The 19637-nt window shown below is 60.0% G+C and carries 21 protein-coding genes and 1 other RNA gene; 11 read left to right on the top strand and 11 right to left on the bottom strand.

The annotated features are described in order from the left end of the window. Positions 1-36 precede the first annotated feature (36 nt). From chrA to Q0859_RS04065, 10 genes are all read right to left on the bottom strand, one after another. Complete coding sequence (gene chrA, locus Q0859_RS04110; RefSeq protein WP_299147830.1) at positions 37-1302, bottom strand: chromate efflux transporter; 1266 nt, start codon at positions 1300-1302, stop codon at positions 37-39. Then, a complete protein-coding gene (locus Q0859_RS04105; RefSeq protein ID WP_299147828.1) occupies positions 1299-2015 on the bottom strand; it encodes a rhodanese-like domain-containing protein in 717 nt (238 codons plus the stop codon). Before Q0859_RS04105 ends, chrA begins: the two co-directional genes overlap by 4 nt. A gap of 126 nt (positions 2016-2141) precedes the next feature. Next, positions 2142-2609 (bottom strand): hypothetical protein, encoded by a 468-nt coding sequence (locus tag Q0859_RS04100; RefSeq protein WP_299147826.1) that lies wholly within the window; start codon positions 2607-2609, stop codon positions 2142-2144. After that, positions 2606-3034 (bottom strand): hypothetical protein, encoded by a 429-nt coding sequence (locus Q0859_RS04095; protein ID WP_299147824.1) that lies wholly within the window; start codon positions 3032-3034, stop codon positions 2606-2608. The genes Q0859_RS04100 and Q0859_RS04095 overlap by 4 nt, the downstream gene beginning before the upstream one ends. A gap of 78 nt (positions 3035-3112) precedes the next feature. After that, positions 3113-3463: a transfer-messenger RNA gene (gene ssrA / locus Q0859_RS04090) on the bottom strand. 223 nt (positions 3464-3686) lie between these two features. Further along, positions 3687-4037, bottom strand: a complete 351-nt coding sequence (locus Q0859_RS04085) for a DUF4345 family protein (RefSeq protein WP_299147822.1) — start codon at positions 4035-4037, stop codon at positions 3687-3689. 42 nt (positions 4038-4079) lie between these two features. Further along, the gene (locus Q0859_RS04080) at positions 4080-4772 is read right to left on the bottom strand and encodes a 1-acyl-sn-glycerol-3-phosphate acyltransferase (protein ID WP_299147820.1); all 693 of its coding nucleotides are present in this window, start codon (positions 4770-4772) and stop codon (positions 4080-4082) included. Between the two features lie 76 nt (positions 4773-4848). After that, entirely contained in the window at positions 4849-5502 is a 654-nt protein-coding gene (locus tag Q0859_RS04075; protein WP_299147818.1) for a hypothetical protein, read from the bottom strand. A 12-nt stretch (positions 5503-5514) separates the two neighbouring features. After that, a complete protein-coding gene (locus Q0859_RS04070) occupies positions 5515-6915 on the bottom strand; it encodes a selenium-binding protein SBP56-related protein (protein ID WP_299147815.1) in 1401 nt (466 codons plus the stop codon). 52 nt (positions 6916-6967) lie between these two features. Continuing rightward, positions 6968-7741 (bottom strand): FCD domain-containing protein, encoded by a 774-nt coding sequence (locus Q0859_RS04065; RefSeq protein WP_299147813.1) that lies wholly within the window; start codon positions 7739-7741, stop codon positions 6968-6970. An 84-nt stretch (positions 7742-7825) separates the two neighbouring features. Here Q0859_RS04065 and Q0859_RS04060 point away from each other — a divergent pair, with 84 nt between their 5' ends. The 7 genes from Q0859_RS04060 (at position 7826) to Q0859_RS04030 (ending at position 14477) form a co-directional block, all read left to right on the top strand. Further along, positions 7826-8626 carry a DUF2182 domain-containing protein gene (locus Q0859_RS04060; RefSeq protein ID WP_299147811.1) on the top strand — a complete coding sequence of 267 codons (801 nt, stop codon included), beginning with the start codon at positions 7826-7828 and terminating at the stop codon, positions 8624-8626. A 1-nt stretch (position 8627) separates the two neighbouring features. Then, a complete protein-coding gene (locus Q0859_RS04055; protein ID WP_299147809.1) occupies positions 8628-9335 on the top strand; it encodes a DUF1326 domain-containing protein in 708 nt (235 codons plus the stop codon). Next, on the top strand, positions 9332-9841 hold the full coding sequence (locus tag Q0859_RS04050; protein ID WP_299147806.1) for a DinB family protein: 510 nt from the start codon (positions 9332-9334) through the stop codon (positions 9839-9841). Before Q0859_RS04055 ends, Q0859_RS04050 begins: the two co-directional genes overlap by 4 nt. Continuing rightward, entirely contained in the window at positions 9841-10944 is a 1104-nt protein-coding gene (locus tag Q0859_RS04045) for a dimethylsulfoniopropionate demethylase (protein WP_299147804.1), read from the top strand. The genes Q0859_RS04050 and Q0859_RS04045 overlap by 1 nt, the downstream gene beginning before the upstream one ends. Before the next feature lie 84 nt (positions 10945-11028). Further along, positions 11029-12015 carry an acryloyl-CoA reductase gene (acuI, locus tag Q0859_RS04040; RefSeq protein WP_299147802.1) on the top strand — a complete coding sequence of 329 codons (987 nt, stop codon included), beginning with the start codon at positions 11029-11031 and terminating at the stop codon, positions 12013-12015. 89 nt (positions 12016-12104) lie between these two features. After that, positions 12105-12521, top strand: a complete 417-nt coding sequence (locus Q0859_RS04035; protein ID WP_299147801.1) for an HIT domain-containing protein — start codon at positions 12105-12107, stop codon at positions 12519-12521. A 261-nt stretch (positions 12522-12782) separates the two neighbouring features. After that, positions 12783-14477, top strand: coding sequence for a BCCT family transporter (locus Q0859_RS04030; protein ID WP_299147798.1), 1695 nt, complete (start codon positions 12783-12785; stop codon positions 14475-14477). A 95-nt stretch (positions 14478-14572) separates the two neighbouring features. Here the strand turns inward: Q0859_RS04030 and Q0859_RS04025 are convergent, their stop codons facing one another. Next, positions 14573-15154, bottom strand: a complete 582-nt coding sequence (locus Q0859_RS04025; RefSeq protein ID WP_299147796.1) for a hypothetical protein — start codon at positions 15152-15154, stop codon at positions 14573-14575. Positions 15155-15306: 152 nt separating this feature from the next. Here Q0859_RS04025 and Q0859_RS04020 point away from each other — a divergent pair, with 152 nt between their 5' ends. The 4 genes from Q0859_RS04020 (at position 15307) to Q0859_RS04005 (ending at position 19627) form a co-directional block, all read left to right on the top strand. Next, positions 15307-15531, top strand: coding sequence for a hypothetical protein (locus Q0859_RS04020; RefSeq protein WP_299147794.1), 225 nt, complete (start codon positions 15307-15309; stop codon positions 15529-15531). 90 nt (positions 15532-15621) lie between these two features. Next, positions 15622-16845, top strand: coding sequence for an aminotransferase class V-fold PLP-dependent enzyme (locus tag Q0859_RS04015; protein ID WP_299147792.1), 1224 nt, complete (start codon positions 15622-15624; stop codon positions 16843-16845). A 78-nt stretch (positions 16846-16923) separates the two neighbouring features. Then, positions 16924-18342: a deoxyribodipyrimidine photo-lyase gene (locus tag Q0859_RS04010; protein ID WP_299147790.1), complete on the top strand. Its 1419-nt coding sequence runs from the start codon at positions 16924-16926 to the stop codon at positions 18340-18342. A gap of 76 nt (positions 18343-18418) precedes the next feature. Beyond that, the gene (locus tag Q0859_RS04005) at positions 18419-19627 is read left to right on the top strand and encodes a cyclopropane-fatty-acyl-phospholipid synthase family protein (RefSeq protein WP_299147788.1); all 1209 of its coding nucleotides are present in this window, start codon (positions 18419-18421) and stop codon (positions 19625-19627) included. Positions 19628-19637: the final 10 nt, after the last annotated feature.

Genomic DNA, 19637 nt, shown 5'->3' with positions numbered 1-19637 from the left:
TCGCCGTGAAAAGAGGGGTGCGTGCAATGAGATGGATTATGTCAGCCCGGTCAGCGATATTGCGCAGCCAAGTGCTGCCATAAGCGCCAGAACCGGCAGTAAACTCAGCCGCGTCCCCAGCATCAACGCGCCTGCAACCCCCGTCAGGATCAGCGCCCAAAGGTCGAGCGTGCCAAGGTCAGGGATCGGCAGCGCAAGTCCGGGCGCGGTTGCGATCCGGGCAAACAACACATGCAGCGCAAACCAGACCGACAGGTTCAGAATGACGCCGACCACCGCCGCAGTGATGGCGCGCAAGGCCGCTGCAAGCCGGGGTCGCGCGGCGATCTGGTCGAGGTATGGGCCGGCCGCGAAAATCCACAAGAAACACGGCGTGAACGTCACCCACAGCGCAACGCCCCCCGCGACAATCGCCATGCCAGGCCCGCCTTGTGCGTATCCGGCCAGCAGGGCCACAAATTGCGTCACAAGGATCAGCGGCCCCGGCGTGGTTTCGGCCAGCCCAAGGGCGTCGATCATCTGCCCGGTGCTGATCCAGCCGAATTCCTGCACCACAGTTTGCGTCATATAGGCCAGCACCGCATAGGCCCCGCCGAAGGTGACCACCGCCAGCCTGGAAAAGAACAGCGCAACCTCCAGCAGAAACGTCTGATCCGTGATCCACAACAGCGCCACAGGGCTTGCCCAGATCGCGCCCCAAATCGCGCCCCAAATCGCGATTGTCCGGGGGGTGTTGGTGTGTTGAGGGGCGTCAGGCGTTGCCGGGGTCTGAGCCGGGGTTGCAAGATATCCGTACACGCCAGCTGCGATCACGATAAGCGGAAACGGCACCCCAAAGGCAAAAAGGGCGACAAAGGCAAGCCCGGCCAACATCCACGCAGCGGGGCCTTTCAACGCCTTTGTCCCCAGGCGCAGGAGGGCTTGCAGCACCACCACGATCACAGTGGCTTTGATGCCCAGAAACGCGGCCCGCACAAGGGGAAGGTCGCCGAAATGGACATATCCGATCGCAAGGCCAAAGATCACGCATGCGCCCGGGACGACAAACAGCAACCCCGCCAGCAATCCGCCCGCCACACCGCGCAGCCGCCAGCCCGCATAGGTGGCCAGTTGCATCGCTTCGGGGCCGGGCAACAGCATGCACAGCGACAGGGCGCGCAGGTATTGCGCCTCGCTCAGCCACTTTTCGCGGCTGACAAGGGCGTCGTGCATCAGTGCGATCTGGGCGGCAGGCCCACCAAAGGACAGCAGGCCAATGCGTCCAAATACGCGCGTCATGTGGGTCCAGTCGGGCTGCATCATGCCACCTCGCGCAACGCATCGAGGTGCGCAACCCACGCAGCATCAAGGATGGGCAAGGCGGCACCACAGGCACCTTCGGGCCCGACCTCCTGCGTCCCTGCGGCCCTCAACAGGGGCAACCAATGGGGTGTCCCTTGATCAAATTCGGCAAGGAACGCTGACAATGGGGGGTGGTCGAGGCCGATATCCATGCAAAACAGTGCCAGTCGGGAAAGGTGCGGCGCGGTTGCATCAAAACGCATTGCGACCTCGGTGCACATGGGGGCGGGGACCCACATCACGGTGGCGGCGGGGTCAAACCAGCGGTAAATGATCCATGCGGCCACGATGGCATTGCTTGTTTTGGCGGGCAACACCCACGCCGCGTCGATCTTGGGGCGTGCATGCAGCGCGATGCGGGGCAGGTTGCGCGCCGCCCAGTTCTGATTTCCTCCCTCAAGGGCGTGGGCCTCGATTCCTTGGATGCGCAGCAGTGCTGCCGCCCCATGGCTGAGTTTCAGCCCCTTTTTGCAGATGACAACCACCGGGCCGGGTGTCGATCTGCGCCCGGCCCAGTCCTGAATTTCAAGATGTGACACATGGCGTGCACCCGGCACCCGCCAGGGATCGGCGGCGATATCTTCGGGAATGCAAACGTCGATAAGGGTAGGGGCCTTTGGTGTGGCAAGTTTGCGCATCACATCATCAGCGGAAATGGTCAGGGTCTGGTCCAATGGGGCATCCTTTGAGCATAACAAAAGATGCGACATTTGGGCCAAGGCATGCCTGCGGCCTGTCGGGGCAGTCGCGATTGGCCCCATAGGCAATGGGTAGTGGGGCGGCTGTGCGGCGTCAAGCCTTCAGGTCAGGCGGTTGCCGCCCATCAAGAGCGGATAGATATCGGGTGGTAATTGGCCAAGCTGCTCGAAAAAACGCAGCATGTCGAATTGAGGATAGCTTTCGACCAGCAGACCGCCCGACTGGCGCGACATGATCTGCTGATAGACCACGACAGTTTTGCCATCGGTGCGCGAACTGCATGTGATCTCAAGAAAGGCGGAGGCCCAATCGCCGCTGTCGATGGCATGGATGAAGCGTACTTTGATGTCACGTACCAGCCGGTTGAGGATCAGCATCCATTCGCGCACTTCGTTCACATCGACGGCCCGGTCCGCAACCAGGATAGGGTGCGTTGAGGAGGGAACAAAGTAATCTTCGATCCGGTCGAACTGCGCCTGTTCCCAGATCTCGGTATAAAAGGCGCGCAGGATTTGGGATGTCTTTCTCGTTTGGGTTTCGCGCGCCGGATATGGGGCTGACTGGGTCAATTGAGCCGGTTCCCGCTGAGCATGATCGCCATCGCATCCTCAGGCAGGAGGCCAAGTTGTTCAAACAGCGATAGAGAATCCACACCGCTGTTGATCTGGACCATCCGCGTGCCCTCAAAACGGGCGATGATCTGGTTGAACACATGCACCGGCGCGCCGGTTTCGGCGGACTGGCTCTTGATCTCGACCAGGGCGGACAGCCAGTCGTCCTGTTCGACCACGATCGGATAGGACACCTGGATCGGCCCCAGCAATTCGCGCACCATGCTGACCAGTTCGGTGAAATCATCCGCATCAAAGGGCATATCGCCCATAATGCCCCGCGTGCGGGCATCAGGGGCCAGCACGCGCGGGATCGCCGTCAGATCGCCCTTGACCCATATATCCTCAAAATAGGTTTGCAGCGTTTCGAGCTTTTGCGGCATGTGACGCCCTTCCGCGACCATCCAGTGGACTTCGGATGTAGCAAGGCTGCGTTAACAAGGTCTGAAGCGGTGTGGAAAAGTGCAGGCTTCTGTTGCCAGGTGCCTGCGAACCCCGCCTTACGCGGCTAGGCGCAAGGACTTAAGTTTCAATGTTAGTAACAGCTTACGCTGCGACTGCCACTGGAGCACGATTGTCATTTGCAATTGTACAAGTTTCGCCGGTAACGGTGGCAGACAGCCGAGACAAAGCAAACCCCTTTAGACGTCCGTCGATCCTGTTTCGACCCCATGGTCCCCCAAATGAAGGGATGTTTGGTGGAGTCGCCGGGTACCGCCCCCGGGTCCGATCCGCTTATTACGAGCGCGTTTATGTCCATAGTCCCGAAAGACATGCTAAACATAGGCGGGTGATGCGCCAGTTGCAATCTGCGGGTGCCTCTGGCGTGGAATTTTTTTGCGACAAGGGCAAAGTCTTTCCTTATGCAATAGATGAAATATGGCGTTTATTGCTTTGTTATAAAAAGACTTTATAACGTATGATGGACATAAACTTTGCGCCAACTACAAGTGAATCCGATGGTAAACGGCACAAGCGCATCGTTGATCAGGGCGACGTGCAGCCCGACGCTTGACCCGCAGCCTCGGGGCTGGTTCAGAGATTGGCGGCGATGAACCACGCCGCCAGTGCGGCTTCGATCCCGCCAAACAGCATCACTTTGGCAAAAGGCGGCTTGTCGAGGACCAGTGAGACCGCCCGGCCCAAAGTCGCACCGGTAAAGGCAAATCCGATCATCCCATAGCCCAATGGATGGTCCAGCCACAACGCGCCAAGCCCGGCCACCACGAACAGCCCGCCCACGCTGGCGCGCAACTCACTCAACCCCATGGTGCTGTGCGTCGTGGTCAGGTCCAGCGCGCTGGCAGTATAGCGCGGGGCCAGAAACCCGAACAGCCCGAAGCCGATGGTCAGTAGGCAGGCGATGATGTTGAGAATGTCTGTCATGCGGTGGAGGTAGAGCGCGCGGCGGTCCTTGACAAGCGCGGCTTACAGATCGTGGGTGATGGGTGTGTTCAGCAATTCTTCGAGCCGGGCGTTGAAGGCGGGCAGGGGAAGGTTCGGGTCCAGTCCTTCGAGCGGTGTCAGCGCCACACCGACATGACGACGCCCCTTTGTGCGGCCCAGAAAGCTCCAGAACAGATCATAAGTGGCGCGCTGGAACTGCCCCAACCCGTCAAGGCGCAGCAGGACCACGGGGGTGTCCGGTTCGCTGCGCAGAATGTCATGCACTCCTGACAACCCCGGCGCGATGATCTCTTGCGGTTGGCGCCGGGTCAGGCCCGCTGGAAACAGCAGCACACAGTTGCCATTGTCCAGCACGCGATGAATCACCCCCAACGTGTGCTGCTTTCGTGCCGCACGCCGCTCATCCGGCCAGGATTTGGGCGAACTCATCGGAATGGCCGACCCGATCCACATCGGCAGCCACTGCATCCAGTGGTAATATTCATTATAATGCACTGTGGGCCGTATCCGTTTGGTCGAATACAGTATCGCCGAGATCAGCGGCCCGTCATGGCGGCTGACATGTGTCGCAAGGATCAGAGTGCCGTTGTCCGTTTGCAGCAGGTGCTTGCCTGAACAACTGACATTGTAAAACAGTGCGTAGTAGCTGCGGATCAGGATGAAGAGCGTGTGGCGCACCCATTTGCCAAACGTGGCGTCAATCAGGCGGAGCATAGTCCTCGTTTCGAGTTGGGGCGGTTGGCGCATACCTTTTCGGTCTGCTTGGGCAGCGTCAATGGCTTTTTGAACGCTAAAGCGCCATCCAGAGGCCCAGACCGCCCACCACAATCAGGCTAAACGCCCAGACGAGTTCAAGGTCAAACCAGCTGCGGCTGAGAAATTGCAGACCCAGCCAGCGGTGCGTGGCATAGGCCATCGCCCCGCCGGACCCCATCATGGCCACCGTGTGCAGGACTGCGACCCCAAGCGCGAGGGCGGTTGTGGCCATAAGGGCCGAGGCAGCGCGGTGGCCCGGGTCAAGCTCTTCGATGGCGCATAGGCCCAGGTAGATCGGGACCAGCATGAGTGCGGCCCCATGCGCGAGTGCCACGAGAAAGGACCAAAGCGCCAGCCGGTGCGGCGGAATGCGCGCCAGAAAGCGGGGATGGCGGCGCGTGATGGCCAGAAACAGACCCATCCCGATCACGATGATCCCGGCCCCGATGCGGATTTCGCGTTCAAAGTCGATCAGCAGGGTCATCATCGAAAAGGGCAGCAATATTCCCAGCATCGCCGCGAAATGCCCCGCCGACAGCGCGCCGAGCGCGGGCCAGAGTGCTGCACGCCGCCGTTCGAACAGCGCAGAGGAGACCGCCAGCGGCCAGCCCATGCCCGGATTGAGGCCGTGATAAAGTCCCGAGAGGATCACGGCGAGCCAGAGGCCCGCCGCTGTCGTCATGTCCATCTAGACGCCCATCTAGACGGAAGGATAGCAGAAGCTGTCGGTCGAACAGTCCCCACCCTCGAGCCGGATCTGATGACTGCGATAACCTTCGGGGAATTTCGTCCAGAAATCCTTGTCCAGCGTCAGCCCGCCGTTTTCACCCACATGGGCCATGACCATCGCCGCACCCCGGTCGCCGGGATAGAACTGGTCATCCCATGTGGAGTAAAGCGAGTTCGTCCAGTAGACGCGCTTGCCGTCGCGACTGATCTCGACCATCTGCGGGCCATAGCCGAAATCCTCGCCATTGGGATGCTTGTGCTTGGCCACGATCCCGCCGATTTCGACCTTGCCTGCCAGCACCGGGTTCATCGGGTCGGTGACGTCATATTGGTGCATCTCGCCCAGACCCCAACAGGCGACATAAAGGTATTTGTCGTCCAAACTGAGGTCGATATCCGTGACCAGAGGCGGCACCGCGCCAAAGCCCTTGAGCAGGTCGGGCAGATCGTCGGCATCCGCAGGCACGGGGTCGATGGTGATGGTCTTCTTGGCCTGCCACTCGCCATTCTCATCGCGCCACCACGTGAAAATCGAACCTTGCAGGTTGGTGGTGTCCACAACCACGCCGCAGAACCCGTATTCCTTGACCGGGTCATGCGCGGGCCGGATTTCAAGCGCCATCTGGTGATTTTCGCCCAAATCCAGCGACTTGACCACCTTGCGCGCACGCAAATCCCAGAAGTGGATCGTGTGCCCGTACTTGTTGGAGAGCAAATCCTCGGCCACCACACCGTTTTCGAATTGCGGCGGCAGACCCCATTCGGAACTCACCATGTAATCGCGCGGCAGGTTCCACCAGAAATCATAATGCTTGTCCTGAATGCCGCGATCCATCTCGTAGCGGCCCTGGATTTCAAATGTCTGACAATCCATGATGAAGATGCCGGGCGGGCCGTCAGTGCCATCCGCGCCACCACCGCCAAGGGTCGAGACATAGATGCCTTCGGGGCCGCAATGGATCGTGTGGGGGCGGGAATAACCCGTCTTGGCCATCAACTCTTCGGGTTCGATGATCTTGTGGATCTTGGCATCGCGCGGGTCCTTCACGTCGATGATGTAGATGCGCGAGGACCGGATGCCCGGAATGATCAGGTAACGCCGTTCGAGAAAGGCATGGCCCGTCAGCGGCGAAAGCGACGAAGAACAGGCGTTCCAGCCGAAGTGGTGAAATTCGTCGCCGAGGTTGGGCACATAGAGTTCGTGCACGATCTGCCCGTAACTGTCTGATTTCGGGTCAACATCGACAACGGCCAGCCCATCGGGTTTGGTGCCATCGGGGCTGAGCATCAGCGTAAATGCCAAGGTCTCGACCGGGGCCTCCATGGCCATTTTGGGGCTTGGGTGAAATGTGGGGTCTGGTCTCAAATTCATAGCGTCCTCCCTGACGTCTAGATTTGCCTGCCCCTGCTTATTCATGCCGAGGTCAGGCTGAACTCTGCTCCTTGGTCTTTGCACCTTTGGTGGGGCGGTCACGCTGCTGGCGTTCGGCCACCACCGTGTGACCGAGATCACGGGTATAACTTTCAAGCGCGGCAAGGGCCGCTTCGGTGCCCAAGGCATCGCGCGCTTCAAGCGTGCTGACCATGTTCTGATGCAGCATCACGATGCGCTCGCGCGAGCGGGCGGTGAAGGTGATCATGTTCATCAGAGGCTGCATCGCCTCGACCGCTCCGGCCAGTTGATAGCTCAGCATCGGATTGCCGGCCGCATCCACCAGCGCGCGGTGAAACGTGACATCAGATGCGCAAAACGCCTCGTCACTCAGCCCGGGTTCGGATTGGCGGGTGATTTCGGCGCGCATAGTCGCCAGATGATCAGGCGTGCGCCGGGTGGCTGACAAAGGCGCACAGGCCCGTTCAAGCGCATAGCGCGCCTCACAGGCCACATCGAAACTGACCGCGTTCATGGACAACAACAGCGTCGAGGTGGTGACCGCCTGGGCATAGGCATCCTCAAACCGAAGCCGGTTCACGAAGGCTCCGCCCGTGGCCCCACGCTGCGTGCGGATCAGGGATTGCGCGGCCAGCCGCTTGAGGGCCTCGCGCACGGTGGGGCGCGAGACGTCGAATTGATCGGCCAGTTCCGCCTCGCTCGGCAGACGTTGATCCACGATCAGATCACCTGCCACAATCGCATCCCGGATCGCCTTGGCAATCTGGGCGGAAAAGTCGGCGCTGCTGTCAGGATCAATTTTCATCTGGTCACTTTTTAATTGTCTGGCATTTTAATGTCTGACATTTAATCTGGCAAGCATTGAGTCGCAGCATCCTTGGGAGGACATATGCCGCATCTTGTTCGCTCGACCCTGTGGCTGGGGTTTTTCGGGGCCATTCTGGCGGCGTGGTGGATGATGTACGCCATGTCGATGGACATGGATCTGGACCTGCTTGGGCGGCCCGGCGAGATGGGTGCGCGCATGGCCGCGATGGACCCGCACATGCCGATGTATATGCCGATGGCGAATTTTGGCCCGCTGTTTGCGATGTGGGCGATTATGATGGCGGCGATGATGCTGCCTACGCTTGTGCCGACCTTGCGCGCCTATGAGGATCTGATGGTATCGGCCACGGGGACGCGTGCGGGGTGGCTGGGTGTGGTGCTTGGATATCTGGTCGTCTGGGTCGCCTTTGCCGCGCTGATCGCGGGGGTGCAACTGGCGCTGCTTTATGGCGGGGTGATCGACATGCTCGGCATCTCGAAAACCTCCACTTTTGCGGGATTTCTGCTGCTGGTCGTCGGCGCGTTTCAATTCAGTCGTGCCAAAGAGGTGTGCCACGGCGTCTGCCATTCCCCGATGATGTATTTTCTGGGCCATTGGCGCACCGGAGTGGTGGGAGGCGCGCGTATGGGCCTTGGCCTTGGTGCGTTCTGCGTGGGCTGTTGCTGGGGCTTTATGGCGCTCGGGTTCGTGGGCGGCGTGATGAGTCTGGCCTGGATGGGCCTTGCGACGCTGTTCATGGTGCTCGAAAAACTGCCGCAGATCGGGCATGTTGTCACCAAACCCATGGGGGCGATCCTGATTGCCGCCGGGCTGGCGGTGCTGGCCCAACCCTTTATCGCCCCAAATATCGGAGGACTATGAGATGGCCGTAAAACGACGCGCTGACGCGGACAAGCTGCCGGTCAGCCAACGTATCGACAGCCGGATGCCCAATCCGGGCCGCCGTCAGATGACCCCAACCGAATGGGCGATCAAGGGCGAGCTGTTTCTAAACTGCTCGTGCGAGTTGTTCTGTCCCTGCGTCGTCTCGCTTGGCGCGCATCCGCCCACCGAAGGGCACTGCCACGCATGGATGGCCATCGCCATCGACGAAGGTCATTACGAGGGCGAGGACCTGTCGGGGCTGAACGTGGGGCTGATGGTCGACATCCCCGGACGCATGGCTGAGGGCGGCTGGCGCGTGGCGGCTTATGTGGATGAACGCGCAAGCGGCAAGGCGTATAACGGGCTTTTGCAGATATTTTCGGGCGCGGCGGGCGGCACCACGGGGCTGTTCACGATGCTGGTCAGCGACATTGTGGGAGCCGAGCGTGAGAAGGTCGAGATCGTGCGCGAGGGCAAAAAGCGCGGCCTTTATATCGGGCGCAAGATCCAGGGCGAGATCGAGATGATCGACGGCAAGGATGCGGACCATCCGGTTGTCATCTCCAACTCCAAATACTGGATGGGGCCTGACATCATCGCCGCACGCGGCACCAAATCGAAAGTGCGCGATTACGGGCGCATCTGGGACTTTGGCGGCAAATCGGCTGAGATCTGCCCGATTGACTGGAAAGGCCCCAAGCCGTGATCGAGGCAGGGTATGTCCGTTCGATGGCCCGGTACAACGCGTGGCAAAACCGCCAGTTGACCACGCTGCTGAGCGACATGCCAGATGCCGACTTGCGCAAGGATCGTGGCGCCTTCTTTGGCTCGATCATGGCGACACTGAACCATATCCTGTGGGGCGATACCCTGTGGATGAACCGGTTTGAGCCGCGCATCGCGCCCCCGGACGTGCCGCCCGCCAAACATGCCGAGTTCACCCCGACCTTCGCGGTGTGGAGTGCTGAGCGGTTCCGTCTGGACGGGGCGATTCGCATGTGGGCGGACACGCTGCGCACGCTCGATCTCAAAGGGGAATTGGCGTGGTATTCCGGGACGTTAAAGCGCGACTTTCAACAACCTCTGGCCAATTGCGTTGTCCATTTTTTCAACCACCAGATCCATCATCGCGGCCAGGTGCACGCGATGATGACCGCCGCCGGGCGCGAGGCTCCGGTCAGTGACATGGTCTTTATGCCCGAGGATGAATGATGGCAGTCATATCCCCTTCGCGTCGGCTGCGCCGTACTCCGTTTTCCGCTGGCGTTGAGGCGGCAGGCGTCAAGGCCTACACCGTTTACAACCGCATGTTGCTGCCAACCGTTTTTGACAGCGTCGAGGCGGACTACCGCCACCTCAAGGACCATGTGCAGGTCTGGGATGTGGCGGTCGAGCGACAGGTGGAACTGCGCGGACCGGATGCGGGGCGCCTGATGCAGATGCTCACCCCGCGCGATTTGCGTCGGATGTTGCCGGGCCAGTGTTATTACGTGCCCATCGTGGACGAGACGGGCGGCATGTTGAATGACCCCGTGGCGGTCAAACTGTCCGAGGATCGGTGGTGGATCTCCATCGCGGATTCCGACCTGCTGTTGTGGGTCAAGGGGATTGCCAACGGCTATCGTCTGGACGTGCTGGTGGATGAACCTGACATCTCGCCCTTGGCCGTGCAGGGTCCCAAGGCGGACGATCTGATGGCCCGTGTGTTCGGGGATCGTATTCGTGACATCCGCTTTTTCCGCTTTGACATGTTCCAGTTCGAAGGGCGCGATCTGGCCATTGCACGCTCGGGGTATTCCAAGCAGGGCGGGTTCGAGATCTACGTCGATGGCACCGAGATTGGGATGCCACTGTGGAATACCCTGTTTGAGGCGGGCGCGGATTTGAACGTGCGTGCGGGCTGTCCCAATGCGATTGAGCGGATCGAGGGCGGTTTGATGTCCTATGGCAATGATATGACCGACGACAACACCCCCCATGAATGCGGCTTGGGCCGGTTTTGCGACACGCAGACGGCCATTGGTTGTATTGGGCGGGACGCCTTGTTGCGTGTGTCCAAGGAAGGGCCCGTCCAGCAAATACGCCCCATTGCGATCCATGGTGATCCGGTGCCCGGCTGTGATCGGGTGTGGCCGCTTTATGGTGGTGGCAAGCGTGTGGGGCAGGTGACCTCGGCGGCCTGGTCGCCTGATTTTCAGACCAACGTGGCCATCGGGATGGTGCGCATGACCCATTGGGATCCGGGCACGCCGTTGGAAGTCGAAACGCCAGATGGTATGGCCCGTGCAACGGTGCAGGACGTGTTCTGGATTTGAGCCTCGGACTGGGGCGCTGCCCCAGACCCCGGAGTTTGTTTGGCAAGATGAAGCAGGGGATCAGCCCCCGGATAGGAGATCGATATGTTTGATGCGTTGGTGGTGGACAAGGATGAAGGCAGCGGCAAGACGTCGGCTGCGGTGCGCCAGATATCGCTCGATGATCTGCCTGCCGGAGAGGTGACGGTTGCGGTCGAGTATTCGACCGTCAACTACAAGGACGGGTTGTGCATCGGCTCCGGTGGTGGGTTGGTGCGGAAATATCCCCACATTCCCGGTATCGATTTTGCTGGCACGGTCGAGGCGTCGGACGATGACCGCTATGCGCCCGGCGACAAGGTTGTGCTGACCGGCTGGCGCGTGGGTGAGGCCCATTGGGGCGGATATTCCCAAAAGGCCCGCGTGAAGGCGGATTGGCTTGTCCCGCTGCCCGAGGGCCTGGATACCCGTCAGGCCATGGCTGTGGGCACCGCTGGTTTCACTGCGATGTTGGCTGTGATGGCGCTGGAAGATCATGGGCTGAAGGCTGGTCCTGTTCTGGTCACGGGTGCGGCGGGCGGTGTCGGGTCTGTTGCTACTGCGATCTTGGCCAATCTGGGTCACAAGGTGGCGGGTGTTACGGGTCGGCCCGAAACGGCCGATTATCTGACCTCGCTTGGGGCCAGCCAGATCGTGGCCCGTGAAGAGATCAACGAGACCGTGAAACGCCCGCTTGAGGGCGAAACATGGGGCGGTTGCGTTGATGCGGTGGGTGGCGCGATGCTGGCCCGTGTGTTGGGCCAGATGGAATATGGTGCCAGCGTGGCTGCCGTGGGTCTGGCCGGGGGGGCGGGACTGCCTGCGACCGTCATTCCGTTCCTGCTGCGTGGTGTGAACCTGCTTGGCATCGACTCTGTGATGCAGCCCTATGACAACCGGGTGCGTGCATGGGGCCGGATCGCCAAGGACCTGCCGATGGACAAGCTTGAGGATATGGTCCAGCCCGCGACACTTTCAGACCTGCCCCAGCTTGGTGCGGATATTCTGGCCGGGCAGGTCAAAGGCCGTGTGGTCGTGGACCTCAATGGCTGAGAGTGACCTGACGGCGCGGGTGGGCTTTGCGCTTTGTCCGCGCATCGAACCCGTCCGTCAGAGTGTTGAGCAAGAGGAAGGGGCACGCCATGACTGCCTATGATGACCAGAACATATTCGCCAAGATCCTGCGCGGCGAAATCCCCGCCTTCAAGGTCTATGAGGACGATGAGACCTTGTGTTTCATGGATATCATGCCGCGCACGGACGGGCATTGTCTGGTGATCCCCAAGACGCCCTGCCGCAACGTGCTGGATGCCTCGGACGCCCAACTGGCCACTGTCATGGCGACGGTCAGGAAGGTTGCCAACGCGGCCAGGACCGCCTTTGCAGCGGACGGGATCACCTTGCAACAGTTCAACGAGACAGCCGGAGGGCAGGAGGTGTTCCACCTGCATTTTCACATCCACCCGCGCCATGACGGTGTTGCAATGCGCGCACCCGGGCAGATGGGGGATATGGACGCTATCAAAGGCCACGCCGAAGCGATCGCGAACGCGCTCTAGCTTTGTTTCCCCGGTCTGCGGCGGAGCACCGGGCGGCAAGTGCTCATGGGTCTGCGCGGTTTGCAGCGCGGCACCACCCGAGGTGCCAGATGCGCGCAAAATCGCCGAAAGGTGAAGAATTGACGGTGATTTTCACCAATATGCGCAAGACGACCGTTTGAATGAAGGTTTCGGCGACAAAATCGGCAATTAACGTTTCGCGTATCAGGCGCGGCGTGGTTTCCTGTGCGTCACAAAAAAGTGAAAAACAGGAAGGAAGCCATGTCTATTCAACCTCCATTGACGGAACTGCCGATCAAGACCGCAGATAACGGTTTTTATCGGGGGTTCAGCGTTGACGTGACGGTGGTCAGTAAGATGATCATCTCGGTCCTTGTCGTGTGGTGCATCTTTTGGCCCACGCAGTCGGGCCGCGTATTGAGCGATTTCAACAGCATCATTCTGTCGAACTTTGCGGCCTGGTATATCTGGGTTGTCGCGTTTTTTATCATTGTGTGTCTGGGGCTGGCGTTGTGGCCGGCGGCGGGCAGGTTGAACCTTGGGCAACCGGGCGAAAAACCGGAATTCAGCAACTTCTCGTGGTTTTCGATGATGTTCGGGGCCGGGATCGGTGTCGGCATGCTGACCTGGGCTGTGGCCGAACCTGTCGCGCATTTCGGGTCAAACCCGGAAACCATTCAGGGGATCACCACTGGTGGCACGGCAGACAATGTGCGTATGGCCTATAAGTGGTCTTTCCTGCATTGGGGCCTTGGCGCGTGGGCCTGTTACGCGGTTGCAGGCCTGTCGCTGGCGTTCTTCAGCTATCGTCGTGGCTTGCCACTGACTATCCGTTCGGCGCTGACCCCGCTGTTTGGGTCGTCGCTTTCGGGCAAGCTGGGTCATTTGATTGACATCGTGGCTGTGGTTGCGACCATCCTTGGCGTTGCCCAAACCCTTGGTTTCGGGGTTGAGCAATTCGTGGCGGGCCTGACCCGGATCGGGATCGGCGGTTTGATGAATGAAGATGGCGGTGCCACCTTCGTGGGCATCGTTGTTGCGTTGCTTGTGATCATGGGGGCGTCGACCCTGTCCGCCTTGTCGGGCGTGGGCAAGGGCATCAAGTGGCTCTCCAACATCAACATGGTGTTGTCGATCTTCTTGCTTGGGTTCTTCATCATCTTCGGGGCCACATGGTTTGGGGCCACTGCGATGGTCGTGGGCATCTGGGACTATCTGGTTGCACTGCCCGCGATGAGCTTCAACGTCTTCACATCGGATGGGGTTGACGGGTCCGAGTCCTTCCTGCTCACGCAGTGGCAGGGCTGGTGGCCTGTGTTCTACTGGGCCTGGTGGATCGCCTTTGCGCCGTTTGTGGGTCTGTTCCTTGCGCGTATTTCGCGTGGTCGCAGCATCCGTGAGTTCGTGCTGGGTGCCATGATCGTGCCTGCGCTGATGTGCTTTGTCTGGTTCGCCTGGGCAGGCGGGACGGCCATCGATCTGGAACTGAACGGTGGGGCCAATGGCGTCATCTTTGATGCGGCCAATGGCGACAAGATCTTTGCCATGACCGAGTTCATGCTCGCCCCTATCGCGCAGGCCCTGGCCTGGGGCATGGCGTTTCTGATTGTCGTGTTGTTGATGACGTTCCTTGTGACATCTGCGGACTCGGCCGTTTTGATCGTGAACACCATCAATGCAGCCGGTGATGAAGGCCCCAAGGCGCGCCCACATATCCTGTTCTGGGGTGTGGCGCTTGGCCTTGTTGTGGGTGGTCTGCTGCTGTCGGGGGGCACCTCGGCAATCCAGACCGCCATGGTGATCGGTGCGCTGCCGTTCTCGGTGGTGATGGTGTTGATGTGTATCGCGCTGATCAAGGCGATCTACAATGACAGTCGGCGTGAAGCGGCAGGCGTGCCTTCGGTCCATTCCGAGATCGAGGGGGCAACCGGAAACGGATTGTCACCTGCCGAGTAGGTCGGTCCAAGAAAAAGAATGAGGCCCTCGCATGGATATGCGGGGGCCTTTTTTGGTGGGGCAGGCAGGGCACTGTCGCCGTTGGCAATGACCGGTTATTTGGAACTCTGGTCGAATGAAACCATCTCAGGGGTGCCGCGCCCATCGTTCCACCAACGGTTCGAATTGTCGTTTCTTGGCGTGTAGTTTGCTCGGCTTGCCCATTCCTCGCGGATGTGAATGATCGGCTCTTCGTACTGATGAGCGTGCAAAGCCGCCTCCATGATCTTTTGGAGAAGTTGCACATCGCGCTCGAAAGACACTTTCAGCTCGACCGAGGGGTAAACCTCGGTGCCGTCAGCTTCAAAGTCTTTGTTGTGAATCCTGGTGACCGTTTGTTCCCCGGGTCTTCCCGTCTCTGCTCCTTGAGCAGTCACGGTAGCATTTCGCTCGTAAGCGCCGACGGCAAGCGGGTGAACTTTGAAAATGGCGTCCAACAACCGCTCGGCATCATCCGGTCGTATATTTATCTCCATACGAAATACGGGAATTAGTCTTCCGAATTGAGATTCGTAGTTTTCGATGCCACTCATTCGTTGCTCTCCCGCGCCAGCCCTGTTCGAGGATAACACATACCTTCGCCAGAATATGTCAGTGGTGTCATCTGACATCGCCTTTTGCATCGTCGCATCGCTCACTCTGGGCTCAGAGCCGACCGTCATCACATTCCGCATGTTTCAGGCCATTGCCCCGGTGCCCATCACGCAATCCACCTCCGAACTCCCCAACTTTCCCTTGCATTTCCCCGTGGCCTTGCGAACATGTCCACGCCTACTTTTCGGGGGATGATATGCGGTTCTTTTGTCTGGCGTTCTTGTGTCTTGGTCTGACGGCCTGTGTTGCGGGGGTCGAGTTACCGGCCGGGCCCGCGCCTGAACCCGAGCCTGTTCCCTTGTTCGAGCCGGACAATCCGGGGGCGTGGTGTGGCTATGCCAACCGGCTGATTGCGAACCCCAATGCCGATCCCGACCTCAAGGCGAATGTGCAAACGCTGGCGCAGCAGCGCGGCTGCTGAGGGCGGCGCGACCAGCAAAGGCACCAAACCCTTGATCCTTCGGTCATATGTCGCGATCCTGTGCGCATCCAAACGCACAGGCCCTGGCATATGACCCTCGATCTTGATTTCGTCCGCGCGCAATTTCCCGCGTTTTCCGAACCGTCGCTGCAAGGGCAGGCGTTCTTTGAGAATGCAGGGGGCAGTTATGCCTGCGGACAGGTCATCGACCGGCTCACCCGGTTTTACACGCAGCGCAAGGTGCAGCCCTACAGCGATTACGACGCCTCCCGACTTGGCGGAGAGGAGATGGACGAGGCACGCAGGCGTATGGCCGCCATCCTCGGGGTTGATGCGGACGAGTTGAGCTTTGGCCCCTCGACCACCCAAAACACCTATGTGCTGGCGCAGGCCTTTGCGCAGATGATGCGGCCGGGTGAGGCGATCATCGTCACCAATCAGGATCACGAGGCCAATACCGGGCCGTGGCGTCGGCTGGCCGATCGGGGGATCGAGGTGCGCGAATGGCAGGTGGATCCAAGCACCGGGCATCTGGACACCGACGCGCTTGAGGCGCTGCTGGATGACAACGTGCGCCTTGTCTGCTTTCCCCATTGCTCGAACGTGGTGGGTGAGATCAATCCGGTCACGGAGATCACGGCACTGGCACACGCAGCCGGGGCTTTCGTCTGTGTGGACGGGGTCAGCTATGCACCGCACGGATTTCCGGACGTGGGCACGCTTGGGCCCGACATTTACCTGTTTTCGGCCTACAAGACCTACGGACCCCATCAGGGTTTGATGGTGATCCGCCGCGCTCTGGGGGAGTTGCTGCCCAATCAGGGGCACTATTTCAACGCTGACAGCCTTTGCAAACGGTTTACCCCCGCAGGCCCGGACCATGCGCAAGTGGCCGCCTGCGCGGGCATGGCCGACTATGTGGATGCGCTTTATGCCCATCATGTGGGCGGGGATGCGGATGCAACCGCGCGTGGGGTGGCGGTGCATGATCTGATGCGTGCGCGCGAAGAGGTCGCTTTGGCCCGCGTGCTCGACGCCGTCAAGGATCGCAACGATCTGCGCGTGATCGGACCCGTGGATGCGGCCACAAGGGCACCGACGCTGGCGCTTGATCTAGGGCGTGATCCCGTGGCCGTGGCCGCCAGGCTGGCGCAGCACGGGATCATGGCGGGGGGCGGGGATTTCTATGCGGTGCGCGCGCTGAATGCGATGGGGGTCGATCCGGACGTCGGTGTCTTGCGGCTGAGTTTCACGCATTACACGTCCGATGCCGAGATCACGCAGCTGCTTGAAGCGCTCGACGCTGTTCTTTGACCCAAGGTCAAGCGTGCCCGACTTGATCCGCACGCGATGGTGCTACGTAACCTCTCATAACAAAAGGGAAACGGGGCGTTGAGCAGCACACCGATTATTTTATGGTTCCGCAGGGATTTCCGGCTGAGCGATCATCCGGCGCTGAGTGCGGCCAGCGCAACGGGGCGGCCCGTCATTCCGGTCGTGATCCGCGACAAAAGCGTGGATGATCTGGGGGCGGCACCCAAATGGCGGTGGGGCCTTGGGGCGGCACATCTGGACGGGTCCTTGCGCGACAAGGGCAGCCGGTTGATCTGTCGTTCAGGCGATGCACTTGCGGTGTTGCAGGCGCTGATCAAGGAGACCGGGGCAGGGGCCGTCTACTGGACGCGCCAATATGACCCCTTTGCGATCAGCCGCGATACGGATGTGAAATCGACCCTCAAGGATCAGGACATTGACGCACGCAGCTTTGGCGGCCACCTGATGTTTGAACCCTGGACAACCGAGACGAAAACGGGCGGCTTCTACAAAGTCTATACGCCCTTTTGGAATGCAGTGAAGGGGCGGGATGTGGATGCGCCCCTGTCGACACCGGGCAGTATCCCCGCCCCTGACACATGGCCCGACAGCGAAGCAATAGACGACTGGGCCCTCGGCACGGCCATGAACCGTGGTGCAAATGTGGTGCGCCCGTTTGTGCAACTGGGCGAACAGGCCGCACAGTCCCGCCTTGGGGTCTTTATCGCGTCCAAAGTTGCGGGCTACGTGGAGGGGCGCGATATTCCGGGGCAGGACCGGACCTCCAACCTGTCCGAAAATCTGGCCCTTGGGGAAATCAGCCCGCACCAGTGCTGGCATGCGGGGATGCGCGCTCGTGAGGAGGGCAAGGACGGTGCCGAAACCTTCCTCAAAGAGTTGGTGTGGCGCGAGTTTGCCTATCATCTGATGCACCACACCCCGCTCATCCTCGATCAGAACTGGAAAGAGGATTGGGACGCGTTCCCATGGAATAACGACGCATGCACGGCCGAGGTTTGGGCATGGAAAAAGGGGCGCACCGGCATCCGATTTGTCGATGCGGCCATGCGCGAGATGTATGTGACCGGGCGGATGCACAACCGGGGCCGTATGATCGTGGCAAGTTACCTGACCAAACACCTGATGACCCATTGGCGGATCGGGCAGGCATGGTTTGACGACTGCCTGATCGACTGGGATCCGGCCAGCAACGCGATGGGCTGGCAGTGGTCGGCGGGATCAGGGCCCGATGCGACACCGTATTTCCGGGTGTTCAACCCCGTCACGCAGCTGGATAAATTCGACAAAAACCGGGACTATGTCAGCCGTTGGATCGCCGAGGGGCGCAGCAACAAACACGATGATGCGCTCAAATTCTTTGACGCCATCCCGCGGCGTTGGGCGATGACACCCGATGACGCCTATCCCGATCCGATCGTACCGGCGGATCAGGGGCGCAAACGGGCGCTAAGTGCCTATGAGAACCGGAAATTCTGATGACAAACACGTGCGCATGGTTGCGCGCAGTCAAGTGTCAAGCTAGCGTGACACGATATGCGAACGGGGGAGTTGCATGATCCTGACAACCACCGATGGCCAAAGCGGTCTGCCGCGCTATTTCGCGCGCGTTTTTGCGATGTCGCAAGGGATGAACACCGGTCGAATCGACTTTGTGCTGCCCGATGGCCGTCAATTCCGTGCCGAAGGGGCAAGACCCGGCCCGGTGGCCGAAGTACACATCCACAACGATGACTTATTTGCTCGCCTGATCCGCGAAGGTGATCTTGGGTTTTGTGACGCCTATCTGGACGAGTGGTGGACGACCCCCGATTTGCAGGCTTTCATGGACCTTGTGCACGCGGATAACGAGAACATCTACGATGGCTTTCCGGGTATGGGTCTGGTGCGCCAGTTCGAGAAATTCCGGTTCTGGCTCCAGCGCAATCATCGTGATCAGGCGCGTAAGAACATCAGCTATCACTATGATCTGGGCAATGATTTCTACGGGCTGTGGCTGGACGACACCATGACCTATTCCAGCGCCCTGTTTGAAACGGGGCAGGAAAGCCACGAGGCCGCTCAGATCGCCAAATATGCCAGCATGGTTGATCAGATGGGCGCACAGCCCGGCGATCATATCCTTGAGATCGGCTGTGGCTGGGGCGGGTTTGCGGAATATGCCGCACGCGAGCGCGGGCTGAAGGTGACGGGGCTGACCATCAGCGAAGAGCAGTTCAAGTACGCCCAACAGCGCATTGAAAAGGCAGGCCTTTCTGATCTGGTTGATTTCAAGTTGCAGGACTATCGCGACGAAACCGGCACCTATGACGGGATCGCCTCTATCGAGATGTTCGAGGCGGTGGGCGAAAAATACTGGCCCGTCTATTTCGAGACGGTTAAGGCGCGATTGAAACCCGGCAAGAACGCCACGCTTCAGATCATTACGGTGCAGGATCGGCGCTGGAAAGTGTACAAGCGGGGCGTGGATTTCATCCAGAAATACATCTTTCCCGGTGGCATGCTGCCCAGTCCCACGGTGCTGCGCGAACAGATCGCGCGCGCAGGGCTTGGGGTCGAACGCTCGGTCGAGTTCGGCCAAAGCTACAACATTTCGCTACGCCGCTGGCACGAAACATTCAACGACAAGTGGGATCAGATCGCCGAAATGGGCTTTGATGATCGATTCCGCCGGATGTGGAATTTTTACCTGACCTCTTGCGCGGCGACCTTTGAAAGTGCCAACTGCGACGTGACACAGATCACAATCAAGCGGCCCGGATAAAGATGAAAGT

It is taken from the genome of uncultured Tateyamaria sp., assembly GCF_947497045.1.
Taxonomy (GTDB): domain Bacteria; phylum Pseudomonadota; class Alphaproteobacteria; order Rhodobacterales; family Rhodobacteraceae; genus Tateyamaria.
Note: the sequence above shows the minus strand (reverse complement) of the source record. Positions and strands in the feature narration are given on the sequence as shown.